The sequence below is a fragment of the Pseudomonas sp. DW-iso17 genome (genome assembly GCF_058725345.1).
On record NZ_JBZXEA010000015.1, the window covers coordinates 1 to 19,776 of the forward strand.

Sequence of the window (19,776 nt, forward strand, 5' to 3'; positions counted from 1 at the left end):
AACTGTATCGACTGTCAGGCCGCTATCGCAGGCAAGCCAGCTCCCACAGTTGGATCGTTGGGGTGTCGGGTAGATAGGCGTCGGCTGGCGGGCCGCTATCGCAGGCAAGCCAGCTCCCACAGGTCCACGTTAGCGCAACACCGTGGCCCCCTTGCACGCCTGCCCCGCCCTCTCACAGATCTCCCACCCACCACCCAGCGCCTTATAGATCCCCACCACCGCCAAGCGCTGTTCCGTGCGCGCCGCCGTCAATGCCCGGCGGCTGGTGAAGTCCGCGCGTTCGGCCTCAAGCACATCCAGGTACACACCCTCACCTTGCGCAAACCGCTCGCGCGCAAAGCTGGCTGCCTCACGGTTGGCGGCCGCCTCCAACAACCGCAAGCCCAGGGCGTTGCCGGCCGTACGGTTGGCCTGGAACGCATCATCGGTTTCCTGCAGGGCCCGCAACACGGTCTGGTCATAAGCGATCAATGCCGCCTGGGTGCGTGCCTCGCTGGCGGCAATCCGCGCTCGTACGCGCCCGGTGTCCAGCAGTGACCAGCGAATCACCGGCGCGATAAAGTTCGACTGCATGCCCGCATCGCCCAGGGCGCTGAGACTTCCGGCCAGTAAACCGATGGAGCCCTGCACCTGGATGTCCGGATACAAGCCAGCGGTTTCCACGCCAATCTGCGCGGTCGCAGCCGCCAGCGTGCGTTCGGCCGCGGCAATATCGGCGCGACGCGCCAGCAAGCCGGCCGGGTCTCCCACCTGCAACGTGCGCAGGTTCAAGGTTTCACGCCCAGGCCGGGCCAGCGGTGGCTTGAACCCCTGGGGCGCTTGCCCCAGCAGCACCGCCAGCGCGTTGGTTGACTTGGCGCGACGTCGCTCCAGGTCAGGCGCTACCGCCTCGACATTGCGCAACAAGGCCTCGGCCCGCAGCCGGTCGAATTCGGTGGCGGCGCCGACGCTGACCATCTGCCCCACCAGGCCCAGGCTGTCGCGCTGGCTCTGGCTGATATCCGCGACCACCGCCTGTTCGGCTTCGATCCCTTGTAACTCGAACCAGGTTGCCGCGACCGTCGCCGCGACGCTCGCTTGCACGCTGCGCAGCAATGCCTGACGCGACCCCGCCTGGGCCTGGGCCGCCTCCACCGAGCGACGCACGCGGCCAAACAAGTCGATTTCCCAGGCTGCATCCACCGCCGCGCGGGTAGTTTCAATAGAGCGCTGCTCGCCGAAGGGAGTCTCGACCTCGCTACGCTGGCGGTGCTCGTAGCCCAGGGCAGCGCCGCCGCTGGGCAGGAAGCCTTGGCGGCTTTCGCGCAGCAACGCCTTGGCTTCGTCCAGGCGCGCGGCAGCGATGCCGATGTCGTGGTTGGCCGCCAGTGCCTGTTGGATCAATTGGCTCAGTGCCGGCTCGTCGAACACTTGCCACCACTGCACCTCTACCTCGCCCGGACCAAGCCCGGCGATGGGCGCGCCGAAGCTCGTCGCCCGCTGCGCAGCAGGCAGCACCGGCGCGGAGTAATCAGGCCCAACCGAGCCGCAACCGGCCAGCAGGGTCAACGACAACAGAAAAGCTGGATACGCCTGTTTCATGATGCGCTCTCCTTTAGCTGCACCTTCGGACTCGCCCCCTGGCGCTGCACGCGCAGCGCCAGGCTGCGCATCACCACATAGAACACGGGCGTCAGGAACAGACCGAACAGCGTCACGCCCAACATCCCGGCAAACACCGCAACCCCCATGGCATGGCGCATCTCGGCGCCTGCCCCACTGGCAAATACCAGCGGGACTACGCCGGCGATAAACGCCAGGGACGTCATCAGGATCGGGCGCAGGCGCAATTGACAGGCGTGGATCACCGCTTCCAATGGGCTGGCGCCTTCGGCTTCGAGGCTGCGGGCAAACTCGACGATCAGGATGGCGTTCTTCGCCGCCAAGCCCACCAGCACCACCAACCCGATCTGCACGAACACGTTGTTGTCGCCCTCCACCAGCCACACGCCGAGGATTGCGCTGAGCAGGCACATGGGCACGATCAGCAACACCGCCAACGGCAGCAGCCAACTGTTGTACTGCGCGGCGAGGATCAGATACGCCAGCAACACACACAGCGGGAAAATAAACAGGGCCGATGACCCGGCGAGCTTTTGCTGGTAGGTCAGGTCTGTCCATTCATAGGTCACGCCCTCGGGCAGTACCTCCTGGGCCAGGCGTTCCATGAGCGCAACCGCCTGCCCTGAGCTGACCCCAGGCATCGCGCCGCCAGAGATATCCGCCGAGGGATAGCCGTTGTAGTGGATCACCCGGTCAGGCCCGGAGCTCGGCGTGACCGTGACAAACGCTGATAACGGCAGCATGTCCCCGACGGCATTGCGCACCTGCAGACGGCCGATGGCTTCGGCTTGCATGCGATGGTCCGCATCGGCCTGGGCCGTGACTTTGTAGGTGCGGCCAAACCGGTTGAAGTCATTGACGTACAGCGACCCCAGATAGACCTGCAGCGACTCGAACACATCCGCCAGGCGCACGCCCTGGCTCTTGACCTGGGTGCGGTCGATGTCGACATTCAGTTGCGGCGCGTTGACGTCCAGGCTGGTCATCAGCCCGGCCACTTGGCCTGACTCAGTGGCTTTGGTCATCAGTACCTGGGTCTGCTGCACCAGCGCCTCAAGCCCGACGCCGCCACGGTCCTCGACCTGCAGCTTGAAGCCCCCGGTCACCCCGAGCCCCGGCACCGGTGGCGGCGGGAACACGCCGAGGAAGCCGTCGGGGATGCTCGCAAACTTGGCTTGCAGACGCCCGGCGATGGCGACCGCCGCCATATCCGGCGAGGTGCGCTCTTTGAACGGATCAAGCATCACAAACATCACCGCCGCATTCGGGACGTTGACGAAGCCGTTGACCGACAGCCCCGGGAACGCCACGACGCTCTCGACCCCCGGCTCATCCAGGGCGATTTTCGACATTTGCCGCACCACCGCATCGGTACGCTCCAACGAGGCCGCGTTCGGCAGTTGGGCGATGCCGACCAGGTAGTATTTGTCTTGCATCGGCACGAAGCCGGCCGGTACCGCGTTGAAGCCGAACCAGGTCAACGCGAGCAAACCGCCGTAGGCCAACAGCGCCACGCCGCGACGGCCGACGACCTTGCGCACGGTATTGCCATAGGCTTGTGGCGCTCGCTGAAACGGCCGGCCCAGCACCTCAAGCAGCCGCGTGGCGCGACCACGCAGGCTGCGCGGGTCATGCACCAAGGCCGCATGCCGTGGCCGCAGCAACAGGCCGGCCAGCGCCGGGCTGAGGGTCAACGAGTTGACCGCCGAGAGGATGGTGGAAATCGCGATGGTCAGCGCAAATTGCCGATAGAACTCGCCTTGCAGGCCACTGAGAAACGCGGTGGGAATGAACACGGCCGCCAGCACCGAGGTGATCGCAATGATAGGGCCGGTGACCTCGCCCATCGCCCGTCGCGCAGCCTGCATCGGCTCCTCGCCGTTCTCGATATGCCGCTCGACGTTCTCCACCACCACGATGGCATCGTCGACCACGATGCCAATCGACAGCACCAGGCCAAACAGCGACAAGGTATTGAGGGAGAAGCCCATCAGGTGCATGACCGCAAAGGTGCCAATGATCGACACCGGCACGGCCATCAAAGGAATCAGCGACGCACGCCAGTTGCGCAGGAACACCACCACCACGATCACCACCAGCAGGATCGCTTCCATCAGCGTGATGGCCACCGACTCCAGCGAAGCGCGCACAAACACGGTGGGGTCATAGGCAATCCGCGACACCAGCCCCTCGGGGAAGTTGGTTTGCAGACGCTGCATGGTCTCGCGCACCGACTGCGCCACATCGAGGGCATTGGCCCCTGGGCTCTGGATGATCTGCAAGGCCACCGCCGGCTCGCCGTCCAACAGGCTGCGCAGCGCGTAGGCATCGGCGCCCATCTCGATACGGGCCACATCACGCAGGCGCGTGACCTGGCCGTTATCGCCGGTGCGGATGATGATATCGCCGAACTGCTCTTCGTCCGTCAGGCGCCCGAGGGTATTGACCGTGACTTGGAACGCCGCAGTAGAGTCCGGCGCCTGGCCGACCGAGCCGGCGGCCACTTGCACGTTCTGCTCGCGCACGGCAGCAATCACATCACCGGCGGTCAAGCCACGGGCGGCGATCAGGTCCGGGTCGAGCCACAGGCGCATGCTGTATTCACCCGCGCCCCACACCAGCACATCGTTGATCCCCGGTAGGCGTGACAGCTCATCGCGCACCTGGAGGTAGGCATAGTTGGAGATATAGAGCGGATCATAACGTTGGTCGGGGGACAGCAGGTGGACCACCATGAGGATGTCCGGCGAGGTCTTCTGCGTGACCACGCCCAGGCGCTGCACCTCTTCGGGCAAGCGCGGCAAAGCTCGCGAAACACGGTTCTGCACCTGGATCTGCGCCATGTCCGCGTTGGTGCCCTGGGCGAAGGTCGCGGTCAGGATCATGCGGCCATCGGTGGCCGACTGCGAGGTCATGTAAAGCATGCCTTCCACCCCGGTGATCACCTGTTCCAGCGGCGCTGCCACCGTCTCGGCAATCACCTGCGGGTTGGCCCCCGGATACGACGCGGTCACTTGCACCGTGGGCGGCGTGACGGCCGGGTATTCGCTCAACGGCAAATGGAAGAAGGCCACGATGCCGCCGATCATCATCAACACCGAGAGGACAATGGCGAAGATCGGTCGGTCAATGAAAAAGCGTGGGAAGCTCATTGCACGCCCCCCACCGCCAGCGGAGCCTCAAGCGGCTTGCCCTCGATGCTAGCAGCCAGCGGTGTCACCTGCATGCCGGGGCGCACCAGCCCTTTGACGACAATGCGCTCGCCCGGTTGCAGCCCCTGTTCGATGACCCGCAGGCCGTCGACCACTGGGCCCAGTTCCACCGGGCGGTATTCGGTTTTATCACCTTCACCGACTACCAGCACATAGCGACGGCCCTGGTCGGTGCCGATGGAATGGTCGGCAATCAACACCCGGTGTTGCGCCGCGCCGGTGTCCAGCTTGACCTTGGCGAACAGCCCCGGCGTCAAGCGCCCATCCGGGTTTTCCACCACCGCACGCACGCGCACCGTGCCGGTCTTGCGGTCAGCCGAGTTGGCCAGAAAATCCACGCGACCGGCCCGTGCATAGGTGGTGTCGTTGAGCATCGCCACCATGACCTTGGCGGCTTGTTCGCCCTTGGCCCCGGCGTGTTGCCGCGTCGCTGCTAACGAATGCAGGTAGGTGCGTTCATCCACATCGAAATACACATGCAAGGGGTCGATGGAAACAATCGTGGTCAGCGCTGTTTCCCCACGGGTGACATAGTTGCCTTCCGTCACCAGGGCGCGGTCGATACGCCCGCTGATAGGTGCGGTGACGCGGGTGTAACTCAGGTCCAGTTGGGCCGTATCCAGCGCAGCCCTGGCGGCCTCCACCTGCGCTCTGCCGGCGTTCAACGAAGCAACGGCGGTGTCGAGACGATCACGTGCCACCACCTTCTTGGCATATAACTGCTCGGCACGGCCATGCTCGGCCTGGGCCAGCAACGCATTGGCCTCGGCCTCGCGCAGACGTGCCTTGGCTGCGTTCACTGCCGCCTGGAACATACGCGGATCGATCACAAACAATGGACTGCCCTTGGCCACGAACTGCCCTTCAGGCACGCTGACACTTTGCAGATAGCCACTGACTCGCGGGCGTAATTGAACCTGGTCGATGGCAGTCAACGAACCGGTGTACTCCACAAACGGCGTCACCGCACGCGCCACCACCTGGGCTACCGGCACGCCAGGGGGCTTGGCGGCCGCGGCTGGCGGTGAATTGTCTGAGCATCCGCCCAGCGTCAACGCTACGGCCAACACCCCGGTGATCAGGCTGACTGGTTTGGTGTACATCGTTCACCCTCCTTGGAATTTTCAAGACAAACCGACACGTGGGTTTTTATCCGGCTTGCCATACTGGGAAGGTCAAGCGCTATAAAACCGGGGGTGTGTTTTGTCTGGGAAATACTTGAAGGTGAATCAAATGGCGGCCAGCGTGGCTTGGTGGCGCTCGGGGTTACCTGTCGAACGCGGCTGAAGGTGGGAGCTGGCTTGCCTGCGAAGGGATCGACCCGGTTTGGTTGATAGACCGAGGTGCCTGCATCGCAGGCAAGTCAGCTCCCACCTTTGGATTGCGCGGTGTCAGCCTGGTATCTGTGGGCTCAGGCTCAGGTCCAGGCGACTACCAGCAAGCCGGCGCCCAACACCAGGCACAACGGCGAATAGAAGTAGGTGTCCAGACGAGCGAACCGCGACCCGCCGACCTTCTTGAAGAACCCCACCAGCTCCGAATCCCCTATCGCTCGGGCAAACATCAGCACGGCAATCGCGCTGATGCCCCACTGCAACGCCCCATGGGACACCGGCGAGAAATACAGCCCGGCGCGCAGGCACACAAGCAAGGCAATCGCCACCAGCCCCATCGCCACCAGAAAAGTGCCCAGCGCCGACGGTTTGAACGCCGGCCTGGGCCCGCTGGCAAACTCTCCGGGCAGTTGCGGGATAGCGGCCAGGCTGCCGAGCTTGCCACCCGCAGCCCAATACAGATGCACCATGCTGATGAAGGTAAATACCCCGACGATCCACCGCGCAATCACAAAGCTCATGGTCGGCGCTCCACAAAAATGTGCGAATGAGGATAGCCGCCCTGAGTTTTTTTGCAGGCATTTCGTCGGTCGCTGATGATAAAGTGCCGCCCCATGAAACTTGCCCGTGCCGACCGTTCACTCATTGCCTGGATGCTCTACTGCTGCGTCCTGTTCAATGTGTTCGCCTGCAGTATTGGTCATGGGCAAAGGGTGGGGATGCAGCTCAACGGCATCAGCGGCCAGTTCTGTACGGTCGACCCACGTACCCAGGCGCCGCTGCCCAGCAACTCGACGGACGAGAACCTGCCAACGCTGTCGAAGGCGTTTGGTTGCCCGCTGTGTTCTACCGGCGGCATGGGCCCGGCGCTCAACTCCCACCTGAATGTGGCGGTCCTGCCGCAACCCCATGCACCGCCTGCTGCGGTGGTGCTTGCCGCTGACATCCCTGCCCGCTTTACCTGGCCTGCGGCTAATCCGCGCGCGCCACCTGCCCTTGCCTGATCCCTGCGCTTACTGATCTGCATCGCCCCGTTTCCGTCAGGAGTACGGGTAGCAGTGCGTTGTTTTCGAGCCAAGTTTTCAGGATTCCAACCATGAAACATTTACCCCTGCTGGCGGGCCTGTTCGGCTGCCTGCCTGTTTGCGCCTCGGCCCTTGAGTTGGCCCCGACCACCATTGACGGCGAGCAAAGTGCCGAGCCTGGGCTGGCCCTGGACCAATCCAGCGGCATGGCCTCGCGCCTGGGCCTGAGCGTGCGGGAAACCCCGGCGTCAGTGGCCATCGCCAACCGCAACGATATCGAGCGCCACGGCGCCAAGACCTTCCGCGATGCGGCCAATACCCTTCCCGGTGTCAACGCCAGCGCCCCGCCCGGTTTTGGCGGTTTTGTCTCGTACCGAGGGTTTACCAGTAGCCAGATCACCCAGATGTTCAACGGCATCAATGTCGCCACGGGCCTGGCGCGGCCGGTGGATGCGTGGATCTATGACCGCGTCGAACTGGTAGGCGGCCCCTCCTCCTTGATCAACGGCGCAGGCTCAGTGGGTGGCTCGCTGAACTACGTGACCAAGCTGGCAAACCGCGAGGAACAGGCCATCGAAGGCCAACTGAGCTATGGCAGCTACGACACCGCCGGTCTGGCGTTCGGCCTCAACCATGCGCTGACCGAACCCGGTGCCGAGGTGCAGCATTACGCCCGCCTGGATGTGAGCCGCAACACCAACCACAGCTACATCGACCGCGACCAGCGCGATGCCTGGAGCGTGGCGTTTTCCCTGCTCAGCGACCTCACCCCCAACCTGTCCCACACCCTGGCCCTGGAATATCAGGACGAACATGAAGACAGCCCGTATTGGGGTACGCCGGTGCTCAACCCCAAGGCCGGTGAACTGAAGATCGACAAGCACAACCGCTTCAATAACTACAACGTTGCCGACGGCCGTTATGAGCAACGCACGATCTGGGCACGTTCAATCATCGACTACCGGATCAACGACAGCACCACACTGAAAAATACCCTCTATCACCTCGACAGCCAGCGCGACTATCGCAACCTGGAGACCTACCAGTACAACGCCGACAACAGCGCGGTGAACCGCTCAACGGCCTATCAGGTGCGGCATCAGGGCGAGCAGAACGGCAACCAGTTCGAACTGCGCCATGACACGAGCGTGTTCGGCCTTGCCACCACCTGGTCGGGTGGTTTTGAGTACAAGGTCAACAGCACCACCAACAGCCCCTTGAACGTGCCGGGCAAAAGTACCGTGGACCCTAACCACTACGACCCAGGGCACTTCTATGATATTCCCGGTACCCAGCCAGGTTTCGTCAAGGACAAGACCAACCAAGTAACCACCAAGGCACTGTTCGTGGAAAACCGTCTGGGACTGACGGATAAGCTCTCGCTGCTGACCGGCCTGCGCTATGACGCCATCGACCTGGACGTGACCAACCACCGCACCATCACCGCCACCAACCCACGGCACTTCAAGCGCAGTTGGGAGCCGCTAACGGGCCGGGTGGGCCTGACCTATCAGTTCATCCCGTCCGCCAACGTCTATGTGCAATACAGCACCGCCGTCGAACAGCCCAATACCACCACCCAGGTGTTCGACGTGTCCACGGGCAAGCAATGGGAAATCGGCAGCAAGTTCGATTACCTGGAAGGTCGGGGCTCCGCCACGGTCGCCGCCTACAAGATCGAACGCAAGGACTTTGCCGTCACCGACCCGCTGGACCCGACCAACAGCATCCCGGTGGGCGCGCAGTCGTCCAAGGGCATCGAACTGGCCAGCTCGTTGCACATCACGCCGAGGCTATTGGCCGAAGGCAACTTCGCCTGGGTGGACGCGCAGTACGATGAGTTCAACGAAAAAACCGCCAGCGGCGAGGTGGTGTCGCGTAAGGGCAATACGCCGACCAACGTGCCCAAGCGCGTGGGTAACCTATGGCTGACCTACGATTTTGCCGAGGATTGGCAAGGTGGGGTGGATGCGCGGTATGTCGCCCAGGTGTACGCGGACAATGCCAATACCCAGACCGTACCGGCCTATACGCTGTTCGGCACCTTCCTGCGCTATAAGCTGGATGCGAACACCTCGGTAACCGGGCGCGTGCGTAACCTGACTAACGAGGTGTACGCGGAGTTTGCCCATGTGTCGCCGGCGTATTATCTGGGGTCACCGAGGACCTTTGAGCTGGCCGTACACACCAAGTTCTAACGCTGCAACGACCGCTGACTTGAAATGCAATTGAATGTGGGAGCTGGCTTGCCTGCGATAGCGGTGGGTCAGCATAAAAATATGTTGTCTGACACTCAGTCATCGCAGGCAAGCCAGCTCCCACATCTTGATCTTCGCTCGATACAAAGACCTCCGGTTACTTGAGGCTCGCCTCGACCTTCTGCGCCACATCGTCCGTCAACCAGGCCTTCCACACTTGCGGATGTTCCTTGAGAAACGCCTGGGCGACCTCCCGAGGCGGCGTGTGGTGCTCGCTCATCGTCGCCAAGGCTTTGTTAAGCGGCTCGATGGGAAACTCGACCTTCTCGAAGAACTGGGCAATCTGTGGATGTTCCTGCTGGAACGGCGTCGACACGCCAATGCTCAGCTTGGAAGCCAATGAGCGTGTCGGCTTCGGGTTCGGGTTGTCTGCGTCAGTCAGGGTCTTCCACGCATCTGCATCAAATGGCGGTTCTTCCAGCTGGATCAATTTATAGCGCCCCATCAACGGGGTCGGCGACCAGTAATAGAACAGCACGGGCTTGCCCCGGCGAATCGACGAGGCAATCTCCGCATCCAGCGCCGCGCCCGACCCGCTGCGGAAGTTCACGTAGCTGTCGTCCAGCCCATAAGCCTTGAGTTTCTGTTTGTTGACCACCTCGGAGGTCCAGCCGATGGGGCTGTTGAGAAAGCGCCCCTTGCCTGGGGACTCCGGGTCTTTGAACACGTCCTTGTAGCGCGCCAGGTCCTGTACGCTTTTCAAATCTGGTGCCAGGGGTTTGAGTCCTTTGGAGGGGTCACCCTTGACCACGTATTCCGGCACCCACCAGCCTTCGGTAGCGCCTTTGACGATATCGCCCAGGCCCGCCACCTTGCCTTCGGCTTGCGCCTTGACCCACACAGGGCTGCGGCCTGCCCACTCCTCGCCGATCACCTGGATATCATTCTTGGCCAGGGCGGTTTCCAGGGTGATGGTGGTTCCAGGCAACGTGTCGGTGGGCAGGTCATAGCCCTTCTCGACGATAAAACGCAGTACTTCTGTGATCAGGCTGCCGCTTTCCCAGTTCAGGTCGGCAAAATGCACCGGCGCCTGGGCGGCCGATACCGGCAATGACAGACTCAGGGTCGTCAGGCCCATCGCCAGCAGTGACTTCAATCCTTTCATGCCTTTGCACCTCGCGTTTTCGCAGTCATGGCGAACGGCTTTGCTGCAAATGCGCGAAGCCTCTGAATAGTTAAGTCAACTCAACTGTAGTAGAGGTTCCAAAAGACAAAGAGGCACAACATGTTCAGCGCCTACTCGCTGGCCTTGAAGGTCACCAGCTCACCCTTGCGCCATTTGGCGGCTTTGCCCGTCACGGCTTTCAGGGTTTTGGTCAACCCTTCCTGCAATTGCTCGTGGGCAGCGAATACCAGCATCACGCTGTGGCCTTCCTTGAACACAATACCCTGGCCTTCGTTCGACGACACAAAGGCATAGTCGCCGATGCCGTACACAGTCAACTTGATATCGCGAAACCTCAATTCGAACTTTCCACCTTCACGGCTGGGCAACACCGCCGCGCGAAAATGGTCACCCACTTTGAGTTCCAGACGTGGCTTGTCATCCACGACCAGCGCCGTTTCGGTATCGATCTCGGCGATATAAATACCTTCCGGCGTCTGTTCAGTGACGTAGACAAACCGGGATTGAAACTGCTTGACCAACTTTGCGCGCAAATCACCCAGCACGAATAACGCGTGCATATCCAGATTACTGACTGCCAAGGAAACGCCCCCACATCAAAAAAGCACTGGCCGCCAAAGCGAACAGCACAAAAAAATGGCCGTTACGACACGATACAGAGTCATTAAAAAACTGAAGAGAACTCGTAAGGCTAGTACAAACCTCAACGGCGGACCTCATGCGAAGTCAACCGTGATACAGCAAATCACAGGTTCAACGACCCGAGAATACGGGTCTGCCGACTTCAGAGAATAACCCAATTAAAAATGCAGTTTTCCGACATCCCAACACAAAAAAACATCTGGGCATGGAACCAGTCACGAACTACCGACGACAATACTAGAACAGCAACCAGGGTGAAAACCACCCGAAACATCGCAGACAAGCTAACCGGATCGATCGACAGGAGCTGAGCATGCAACGACGTCAACACGACGCTACGTCTTTCCACACTCGTTCACCATGTCCCGACGAACAGCAATACTACTGCCTGCTGAACCTGAATGGGTACTCCAATTCAGTGCTTTACCAAGTTGTACCCGCAGGAAAGAACTTTTTTCATATTCTTGAAGTGCCCAGCGGCAAGATCAAGGGGTTTCGCAGCGATCACATCAAAGCCTGCGAACTGGCCAAGTCCCTTGAAGCCAAGCTATACGCCTCAGGCGGCGGAATCGTTTCGTCGCCTGGATGACTTTACCGCGCCACTGCCCCTCAACAACTGCCATACTGGCCTGTCCATGGAAGTTTGCCCCCCGCGGGTCAGGTTTCATCAACGCAGTTACCTTGAAGGGAAAGCCATACGTGACGGAATTTGATATTGGCGAATTTATTATCCACGGCGATGCGAGAGAAGTAGACGGTGAGTTTCAAGCGGTCATCATCATGCGAGCCAAACCACCGCTGAACAAGGTCACCGCGCACCAAGTGGAAAAAGACCGCTGGTTCAAAACCGCCGACGCAGCAGCCGTCGCTGGCAAAGAGGCGGCCAAGGCACTGAAAGCCGCCGTGGATTGCGGCGCGCTCAATTCCTGACAATCCGATAGAACTCTGGCGTCCCCCGAGCCCTCACATGCATGACGATAAACCCGCATGGAGAACGTTATGGACACCACGACCCCAACCCTTGAAACCCTGTTCGAACAACTGGGCCTGGATTCCAGCCAGGAAGCCATCGAACGTTTCACCGCCGAACATCGCCTGCCCGATGAGGTAAAACTCATCGACGCGCCATTCTGGAGCGAACAGCAGGCGAACTTCCTCAGGGAACAATTGCACGTCGACGCAGAGTGGGCGCCCGCAGTGGATGACCTCAATGCGCTGCTGCATGAACGTCCCCACGGTTGATTCAGTGCAGGCTGTCTGACTCTTCACTGCGTAACAGCGCTTGCCAGGCAGCCTGGCATTCCTGCGCCTCGTCCCGGCTGGCGAACGCGGTGCCGCGTTGCTCACCGTTGAGCAACACCACCCAGCAGGCGCGCTGGCCCAGGGCACGAAGGGTTTCAGGCACGCCACTGCCGATCATCACGGCCACATCGACTTTGTTTTGCATGGAGCTTCTCCGCAGCATTAGTTAGCTGGCTAACAATGTTGGCCATGCTACGGTTTTATTCCAGTTGGAAAAAGCTATCTGCGGAATAGCTTCATTGCATAAACAGCAACAATGTAGAGACGGGGACGGCCAGCTCGAGTGCCGCCCCATTCATCAGATCAAGCTTGACGCTGGTGCTTGTCGATCTGCTCGTGGCGCTCTTGCGCTTCGATGCAGTACTTGGTGGTGGGGCTGATCAGCAGGCGCTTGAGGCCGATAGGCTCGCCGCTGTCGTCACACCAGCCAAAGGAATCTTCCTTGATGCGTTCCAGGGCACGCTCAAGTTGCGGCAGCATGCGCTGGTCGCGGTCAATGGCGTTCACCAGCCAGGTGCGCTCTTCTTCGACAGAAGCCGCGTCAGCCGGGTCGGCCGGGGTGTCCAGGCTTTCAATGGCGATACGGTTCTGCTCAATGCGCTCGTGGTGTTCCACCTTCATGTCTTGCAGCAACTTCTCGAAAAAAGCGTGCTGTTCGGCATTCATGTAGTCATCCGCCGGCATGGCCAGCAACTTTTCCTTTGTCATTGATTTCTCTATAAAAAATACGTGCATTAAGGCGAATAAGGGAGCGTTCCGCAAGGCCTGTGCAGGTCTCGGAAGGGCGCCGTCCATTTCAAGCGCCACCCGGCACTCAATTTACGAGGGGCGGCAGTCTAAGGCCGACTTGAGGGCGCAGCAACTGAAAAGACAGGCATTTTTTCCCGATTAACCCCCAAAGGCACCAGGACGGGCTTGGCGAATGGTCATCGGAGTGCGTTTATAGCAAGAAATTCAGTGTTGTGGAGCTATATAGAAGACAAACGGTTGAAAGTGCCTCATCCCCTGTAGGCGCGAGCTTGCTGTGGCGAGGGAGCTTGCTCCCGCCGACTGCGCAGCAGTCTCCGGTTTTATTGGGGGTGCTTCGCCCCACGCAAGCTCGCTCCTACAAGGGCAGTACTCAGCGCTTGAGCTTGCGCTTGTTACGGTATTGGTCGATCACCACCGCCACCACAATGATCAGGCCCTTGATGATGTCCTGGATATACGCATCCACCCCGACAAAGGTAAACCCGCTGGCCATCACCCCGAGGATCAACGCGCCGATCACCGTGCCGGTGATGCGCCCTACTCCACCGGCCAGGCTGGTACCGCCGATCACTGCGGCGGCAATCGCGTCCAGCTCGTAGGACATGCCCATGCCGGCTTGCCCCGTCGCTGCACGTGCCGAGGCAACCACACCGGCCAGGCCCGCCAGGAGACCGGCGATGCTATAGACGATGATCAAGTGACGCTTGACGTTGATCCCCGAAGTGCGCGCCGCTTGCATGTTGCCGCCGATGGCATAGGTGTACTTGCCATACTTGGTGTAACGCAGGGCAATGTGGAAGATCACCGCCACCACCAGGAAGATAATCACCGGCATCGCGCCATGGCCGATCGCCGTGTAGGAGTCCGAGAGCATGCTCACCGGCTGACCTTCGGTGTAATAGCGCGCCAGGCCACGGGCCGAGACCATCATGCCCAGGGTTGCGATAAACGGCGGAATGCCGGTGACCGCAATAATGCTGCCGTTGATCGCGCCCGCTAAAAGCCCCACGCCCAAGCCCATCGCCACCGGGATCCACACCGGCAAATCGGTGAGGGACGGAAACACCGCCCGGGAAAAGTCGGAGGTCTGCGCCAGGCTGGCGGCGATCATCGCTGACAAGGCCAGCACCGAGCCGGACGACAAATCGATGCCCGTGGTAATGATCACCTGGGTCACACCGATGGCCAGCAGGCCGATGATCGACACCTGCAGGATCATCAGCACCAGACGCTGGGAGTTCATTAGAAAGCTCTGGTCGCGCACGATCCAGCCAAACAGTTCAAACACCAGACCGATACCGATCAGCACCAGGAAGATACTCAGCTCGGTGGGCATGCGTCGACGGTTCTTGACCGGTGCGGTTGCCGGCTTGTTGTCTGTTATTGCGTTCATAACCCATCACCTTCTTATTCTGTAGATCAGTGGACTGCGGTCATCCCGGAAGCCAACTGCATGACTTTTTCCTGGGTCGCCTCGGCGCGATCCAGGGTGCCCATCAGTTCACCTTCGTGCATTACCATCACCCGGTCGCTCATGCCGAGCACTTCGGGCAGTTCGGAAGAAATCATGATCACCGCCATGCCCTCGCTGGCGAGGAAGGCGATCAAGCGATAGATCTCAGCCTTGGCGCCCACATCGATACCACGCGTCGGCTCATCGAGGATCAGCAAGCGTGGGTTGGTCATCAGCCAGCGCGCCAGCAAGGCCTTTTGCTGGTTGCCACCGGACAAGGTGTCGATGCATTGCTCCAGGGACGGGGTTTTCACCCGCAGCTTCTTGCACATGTCTTCACACAGGGCACGCAAGGCCTTCTGCTGGATAAAACCGTTGCCCGAATAGTGCGGCAGCACCGCCATCTCCATGTTCTCCAGCACCGACAGGCACGGGAACAGGCCGCTGAGCTTGCGGTCCTCGGTCAACAGCGCAAAGCCTTTCTCAATGGCCATATGCGGGTCGGTAATGCGCACCGCCTTGCCGTCCAGGGTGATTTGCCCGCTGGAGCTTGGGGTGATACCAAAAATGGTTTCCGCCACGTTGGTGCGCCCGGAGCCCATCAGCCCGGCGATACCGAGGATCTCCCCGGCGTGCAGGTCGAACGATACGTCCTTGAACACGCCGTCCAGGCTCAGGTCGCGCACCGACAGCAGCAACTCGCCAATAGGCGTTTCGCGCACCGGAAACAGCTGGCTCAGTTCACGCCCGACCATCATCGAGATGAGGCTGTCGCTGTTCATGCTGTCGGCCCGTTGCAAGCCGATGTATTGGCCGTCGCGGAACACCGCCACTTCATCGGCGATGGCGAACACTTCGTTCATCTTGTGGGTGATATAGACGATGCCTTTGCCCTGGGACTTGAGGTCGGCAATGATCGAAAACAGGTGGGCCACTTCCTTGTCGGTAATGGCCGAGGTGGGTTCATCCATGATCAGGATGTCGGAGTCGTAGGACACTGCCTTGGCAATCTCGACCATCTGCCGTTCGGCAATGCTCAGGTTGCCGACCTGTTCTTCCGGGTCGAGGTTGATGCGCAGGCGCGCCAGCAACTCGGCGGTGCAACGGTGCATTTCGCGGTGGTTGACCATGTGCAGGCTGTTGAGCTGTTCGCGGCCGATCCAGATGTTCTCGGCGATGCTCATATGGGGCATCAGGTTGAGTTCCTGGTGGATCATCGCGATCCCGGCCTTTTGCGCGGCCAGCGGCGTTTCAAAGGTGATCGGCTTGCCACGCAGGCGAATCTCGCCGGCGTCGGGCTGGTAGATGCCGGCAATGATCTTCATCAGCGTCGACTTACCCGCGCCGTTCTCGCCCATCAACGCCAGCACCGTGCCGGGGCGCACCCGCAGTTGCACATCGTCCAGGGCCACGACACCGGGAAAGCCTTTGCTAATGTTGAGGATTTCCAGCAGGTAGGGTTCGTCCAGCGCCAGCGCCGGTTGAGCGGCGGGCTGCGACGTGGCGGAATGAGCAAGCATAGGGAGGTACTCCATCTGCAGGACGGCCGTAACCGCCCTGCCGGCTTATTGTTGTGGTGTCAGGGCTACTTGAAGTCTTTGACGTTGTCCGGGGTGATCAACTGGAACGGGATCACCACGTTCTGCTCGACCGGCTCGTTCTTGGCCATCTTGCGCGCCGCCTCTACCGACCCCACCGCCTGGCCTTTGGCATCCTGGAACGCCGACACGGTCATGTCGCCCTTGGTGATCGCGTTCAAGCCATCGGGCGTGCCGTCGACACCGGCAATCAACACGCTGCCTTTTTCCTTGCCGGCCGATCTCAGGGCCATGGACGCACCGATCGCCATCTCATCGTTGTTGGCCAGCACCGCATTGAACTCCCGGCCCTGGGTCAGCCAGTCGTTGACCAGGGTCATGCCCCTGTCACGCAACCAAATGCCGGTTTGCTCCTGCTCGATCTTGATGTCCGGGTACTTGGCCAGCACTTCCTTCACGCCCTTGGTGCGGTTGGTGGTGGAGTTGTTCGCCAGGTCGCCCAGAAGAATCACGATCTTGCCCTTGCCGCCGAGCTTTTCGGCGATGTACTGCATTTGCAGGCGGCCGGCCTCGACGTCATCGGAGGTCACGGCCACCACGTCCTTGGGCAAGTCTTTCTGGTCAGGACGGCGGTTGACGAACACCAGCGGGATACCCGCCTTGGTGGCGGCACTGATGATGTTCTTGGTCGACGCGGTATCGACCGGGTTGACGATAATCGCGTCGACCTTCTGGCTGATGAAGTTCTCGACCTGGCTCAACTGCTTGACCACATCGGCGCGGGCATCTTCGAACTGCAGTTGCACGCCATCGCCTTTTGGATAGGACTTGGCTTGCTTGTCCATGTCCTCGCGCAGGTAAGTGAGGAAGGTGTCATCGAACGCGGACATCGTCACGCCCACCTTGAGGTCGGCGGCGCCGGCAACGCCACTGGCCAGCAGCATGGACAGGGCCAGGGCGGTAAAACGGATCGGGGTCTTCATGAACGGTCTGTCTCCACTTTCTTGTTGGTTTTTTTCGACGTTGCGTTGATCAGGACTCGGCTGTCAGTCGCACCACCGGCGCGCCAGGAATGCAGCACACCAGCGCGCCCTGGTTTTCGACGCACAGCACATTCAGGAAGGAGAAGTAGAACGGCCGAGCGCGGGGCAGTCCGCGTGGCGCTTGGAGGGGGCGTAAAACTCGCAGTACAGCGTTGAAGATTTTCATCTGACGGTACCTGGTTGTTTTTGATCTTGTTTTTGTTGAGTCGCCCGTAGGTTCCGGGACGTACTTTATGCAACCTGGAAAAGACTGTATTAGAAAATAATTTCCATATCAACTTGTTTTAGAATTTTATTCTATTTTTGTCGAGACCACCTGCTGGCGCTCAGCGCTCAACCGTGCGGCATCCAATATACGGGTGGTTTCCAGGGCGTCATAGGCGTTGACCGGCAGCGGCCCCTGCCCCACCACGGCCGCTTGCAACTGCCGATAGAATTGGGGCCAGCAGCCCTTCTCCGACGGCACCCGCTCACGCTCCGACCCTTGTTCGAACCAGCCCCAGCGTCGGTGCTCCTCAGCGCCCCAGTGGTCACCTTCGGTTTTCGGCGACTTGCCGGCCAGCAGCACTTCTTCTTGGCCGTCCAGGCCGTCGATGGTGTAGCAACCCAGGCTGCCACTGACGCGAAATCGCGGCGCCTGGCTGTTCTGCAACGCGTTGCCCCACAGGTGCGATATCACGCCGTTGGCATGAGTGAGGGAGACAAAGAAGCCGTGGTCCACGGTGGGATGTTCTGGTGTGTAGTGCAATTGGGCGAACACCCGCTCCACCGGTCCGAACAGTTGCAACGCCTGGTCCACCAGATGGCTGCCCAGGTCGCGCAGCCATCCTCCACCGCTGGCATTGCCCACAGCTTGCGGGCTGTAGCGCTCCACGCGGGATTCAAAGCGGGTGATGGTGCCCAAGGCGCCAGCGTCGATCAGTTTGCGCAGGGTCAGGTAATCCGAATCCCAGCGCCGATTCTGATAAACACTGAGCAACGAGCCCTGACGCTCGGCAGCGGTAATCAGGGCCTGGGCTTGTTCGGCGTTGGCGGCAAAGGGCTTGTCGCTGACCACCGCCACCCCGTGCTCGATGGCTTCCAGCACCAAGGCCGGGCGACCTTTGAGGGTGGTGGAAATCACCAGGGCATCGACGCCGGCTTCGACGATCTGGCCGATGGAGTCGAAGGCTTTGACACCTGGAAGATCAGTACTCAATTGCTGGCGACGTTCGGGTGAACGCGTCACCACGCCGACAAAGGTGGCGCCAGGCAGGGTGGCGATCAGCGGCGCATGAAAAAAGCGCCCACCGTGGCCATAGCCCACTAGTCCGATTCGCATGCTCAACTCCAGAATTGATTTGGGAACCCAAGCAACTGTGGGAGCTGGCTTGCCTGCGATAGCGGTGTGTCAGGCACTGAATCTGCCACTGATAGACCGCTATCGCAGGCAAGCCAGCTCCCACAGTGTTAACCACATTTCTTCAGTGAGTTAGCCGTAGAAGTGTGGGCGATCCGGCAGGCTGACTTTCACAATCTGCCCACTGCCCTGGGCTTCAATACACGCATCCGCCGCCACCGCCGCCGCAAACCCATCCCAGGCCGACGGCCCGCCGACCTGCCCGGCCAGCACGCTGTCGATAAATGCCTGCAACTCCACGTCATAGGCACCGATAAACCTATCCTTCCAATCCATCAGGATCGCGTTGGACAGCTTCGCGTCGCTGCGCAGTTGCACCTGAGATGGCTCCGGCAACTTGGCGATACCGCTCTCCCCCACCACCTCACACTGGATGTCGTAGCCGTATTGGCAGTTCACAAACACTTCCACGTCGATACGCGTGCCTTTGGCAGTTTCCAGCAGCACGATCTGTGGGTCGCGCAGGTGCGCCAACGCCTTGCTGGTCTTGCGCGGGAACACCACCTGCACGGACACGTAGTCGTCGTTGAGCAGCCAACGCAGCACGTCCAGCTCATGGATCAGGGTATCGGTGATCGCCATGCCGGTGTTGTAGTTCTCGCCCACCGTGGGGTTACGGTGCGCGCAGTGCAGCATTAACGGCTCGCCAATCTGGCCGCTGTCGATCACCGCCTTGAGGGCGCGGTAGCCTTGATCATAAGGGCGCATGAAGCCCACCTGGACCAGACGCTTACCGTGTGCCACTTCGGCCTCGACAATGTTGCGGCAGCCCTCGGCCGTCACCGCCAGGGGTTTCTCACAGAACACCGGTTTGCCGGCGGCGATGGCGGCCAGTACGAACTCTTCGTGGCTGGGGCCCCACGAGGTCACGAGGATCGCTTCGACCTCCGGCGAATTGATCAACGCATGGCCGTCCGGGTACACCTCGGCGTCCAGCTTTAAATCCGCCACCACCTGGGCCGCCTGCTCAAGGTTGATGTCGGTGACGGCCACCACCTGGCTGTTGAGCAAGGCCTGGCTGCAACGACGAATATGGTCCCGGCCAATGGCGCCCGTACCAATCACTCCAAGCTTCAAAGACATGCAAACACT

At 60.8% G+C, this 19,776-nt stretch carries 19 protein-coding genes; 5 read left to right on the top strand and 14 right to left on the bottom strand.

Annotated features, from left to right (window positions below):
• Positions 1-129: 129 nt before the first annotated feature.
• From AC4PS6_RS13080 to AC4PS6_RS13095, 4 genes are all read right to left on the bottom strand, one after another.
• Positions 130-1,581 carry an efflux transporter outer membrane subunit gene (locus AC4PS6_RS13080; protein WP_032901662.1) on the bottom strand — a complete coding sequence of 484 codons (1,452 nt, stop codon included), beginning with the start codon at positions 1,579-1,581 and terminating at the stop codon, positions 130-132.
• Positions 1,578-4,754 carry an efflux RND transporter permease subunit gene (locus tag AC4PS6_RS13085; RefSeq protein WP_032901663.1) on the bottom strand — a complete coding sequence of 1,059 codons (3,177 nt, stop codon included), beginning with the start codon at positions 4,752-4,754 and terminating at the stop codon, positions 1,578-1,580. Before AC4PS6_RS13085 ends, AC4PS6_RS13080 begins: the two co-directional genes overlap by 4 nt.
• Positions 4,751-5,917 carry an efflux RND transporter periplasmic adaptor subunit gene (locus AC4PS6_RS13090; protein ID WP_336827461.1) on the bottom strand — a complete coding sequence of 389 codons (1,167 nt, stop codon included), beginning with the start codon at positions 5,915-5,917 and terminating at the stop codon, positions 4,751-4,753. Before AC4PS6_RS13090 ends, AC4PS6_RS13085 begins: the two co-directional genes overlap by 4 nt.
• A gap of 314 nt (positions 5,918-6,231) precedes the next feature.
• A complete protein-coding gene (locus AC4PS6_RS13095) occupies positions 6,232-6,669 on the bottom strand; it encodes a DUF3995 domain-containing protein (RefSeq protein ID WP_014718756.1) in 438 nt (145 codons plus the stop codon).
• Positions 6,670-6,762: 93 nt separating this feature from the next.
• Between AC4PS6_RS13095 and AC4PS6_RS13100 the strand changes: the two genes are divergently transcribed.
• Together AC4PS6_RS13100 and AC4PS6_RS13105 are read left to right on the top strand one after the other, a co-directional pair.
• The gene (locus tag AC4PS6_RS13100) at positions 6,763-7,152 is read left to right on the top strand and encodes a DUF2946 domain-containing protein (RefSeq protein WP_014718757.1); all 390 of its coding nucleotides are present in this window, start codon (positions 6,763-6,765) and stop codon (positions 7,150-7,152) included.
• Positions 7,153-7,244: 92 nt separating this feature from the next.
• Positions 7,245-9,371: a TonB-dependent receptor gene (locus AC4PS6_RS13105; protein ID WP_103451896.1), complete on the top strand. Its 2,127-nt coding sequence runs from the start codon at positions 7,245-7,247 to the stop codon at positions 9,369-9,371.
• A gap of 157 nt (positions 9,372-9,528) precedes the next feature.
• On the opposite strand, the gene AC4PS6_RS13110 is transcribed toward AC4PS6_RS13105, so the two are convergent.
• On the bottom strand, positions 9,529-10,536 hold the full coding sequence (locus AC4PS6_RS13110) for an ABC transporter substrate-binding protein (RefSeq protein WP_106111303.1): 1,008 nt from the start codon (positions 10,534-10,536) through the stop codon (positions 9,529-9,531).
• Positions 10,537-10,667: 131 nt separating this feature from the next.
• A complete protein-coding gene (locus AC4PS6_RS13115; protein WP_020301797.1) occupies positions 10,668-11,117 on the bottom strand; it encodes a hypothetical protein in 450 nt (149 codons plus the stop codon).
• 395 nt (positions 11,118-11,512) lie between these two features.
• On the opposite strand from AC4PS6_RS13115, the gene AC4PS6_RS13120 reads away from it, so the two are divergent.
• The 3 genes from AC4PS6_RS13120 to AC4PS6_RS13130 all read left to right on the top strand — a co-directional run bounded on the left by AC4PS6_RS13120 (position 11,513) and on the right by AC4PS6_RS13130 (position 12,441).
• The gene (locus tag AC4PS6_RS13120; RefSeq protein ID WP_032872432.1) at positions 11,513-11,788 is read left to right on the top strand and encodes a phospholipase A2 family protein; all 276 of its coding nucleotides are present in this window, start codon (positions 11,513-11,515) and stop codon (positions 11,786-11,788) included.
• A 110-nt stretch (positions 11,789-11,898) separates the two neighbouring features.
• Positions 11,899-12,129 (top strand): hypothetical protein, encoded by a 231-nt coding sequence (locus AC4PS6_RS13125; RefSeq protein WP_014718762.1) that lies wholly within the window; start codon positions 11,899-11,901, stop codon positions 12,127-12,129.
• 69 nt (positions 12,130-12,198) lie between these two features.
• Positions 12,199-12,441 (top strand): DUF2789 domain-containing protein, encoded by a 243-nt coding sequence (locus AC4PS6_RS13130; RefSeq protein WP_014718763.1) that lies wholly within the window; start codon positions 12,199-12,201, stop codon positions 12,439-12,441.
• A gap of 1 nt (position 12,442) precedes the next feature.
• Here the strand turns inward: AC4PS6_RS13130 and AC4PS6_RS13135 are convergent, their stop codons facing one another.
• The 8 genes from AC4PS6_RS13135 to iolG form a co-directional block, all read right to left on the bottom strand.
• The gene (locus tag AC4PS6_RS13135) at positions 12,443-12,646 is read right to left on the bottom strand and encodes a hypothetical protein (protein ID WP_014718764.1); all 204 of its coding nucleotides are present in this window, start codon (positions 12,644-12,646) and stop codon (positions 12,443-12,445) included.
• Positions 12,647-12,804: 158 nt separating this feature from the next.
• Positions 12,805-13,209, bottom strand: a complete 405-nt coding sequence (locus AC4PS6_RS13140; RefSeq protein WP_003191666.1) for a TraR/DksA family transcriptional regulator — start codon at positions 13,207-13,209, stop codon at positions 12,805-12,807.
• A 412-nt stretch (positions 13,210-13,621) separates the two neighbouring features.
• Positions 13,622-14,644, bottom strand: a complete 1,023-nt coding sequence (locus AC4PS6_RS13145) for an ABC transporter permease (protein WP_003191668.1) — start codon at positions 14,642-14,644, stop codon at positions 13,622-13,624.
• Positions 14,645-14,670: 26 nt separating this feature from the next.
• Positions 14,671-16,224: a sugar ABC transporter ATP-binding protein gene (locus AC4PS6_RS13150; RefSeq protein WP_336827460.1), complete on the bottom strand. Its 1,554-nt coding sequence runs from the start codon at positions 16,222-16,224 to the stop codon at positions 14,671-14,673.
• A 65-nt stretch (positions 16,225-16,289) separates the two neighbouring features.
• Positions 16,290-17,225: a sugar ABC transporter substrate-binding protein gene (locus tag AC4PS6_RS13155; protein WP_014718766.1), complete on the bottom strand. Its 936-nt coding sequence runs from the start codon at positions 17,223-17,225 to the stop codon at positions 16,290-16,292.
• A 49-nt stretch (positions 17,226-17,274) separates the two neighbouring features.
• Positions 17,275-17,451 (bottom strand): hypothetical protein, encoded by a 177-nt coding sequence (locus AC4PS6_RS13160; protein ID WP_003191673.1) that lies wholly within the window; start codon positions 17,449-17,451, stop codon positions 17,275-17,277.
• Between the two features lie 126 nt (positions 17,452-17,577).
• A complete protein-coding gene (locus AC4PS6_RS13165) occupies positions 17,578-18,606 on the bottom strand; it encodes a Gfo/Idh/MocA family protein (protein WP_032901667.1) in 1,029 nt (342 codons plus the stop codon).
• 150 nt (positions 18,607-18,756) lie between these two features.
• Entirely contained in the window at positions 18,757-19,767 is a 1,011-nt protein-coding gene (iolG, locus tag AC4PS6_RS13170) for a bifunctional inositol 2-dehydrogenase/D-chiro-inositol 1-dehydrogenase (protein WP_019817191.1), read from the bottom strand.
• Positions 19,768-19,776: the final 9 nt, after the last annotated feature.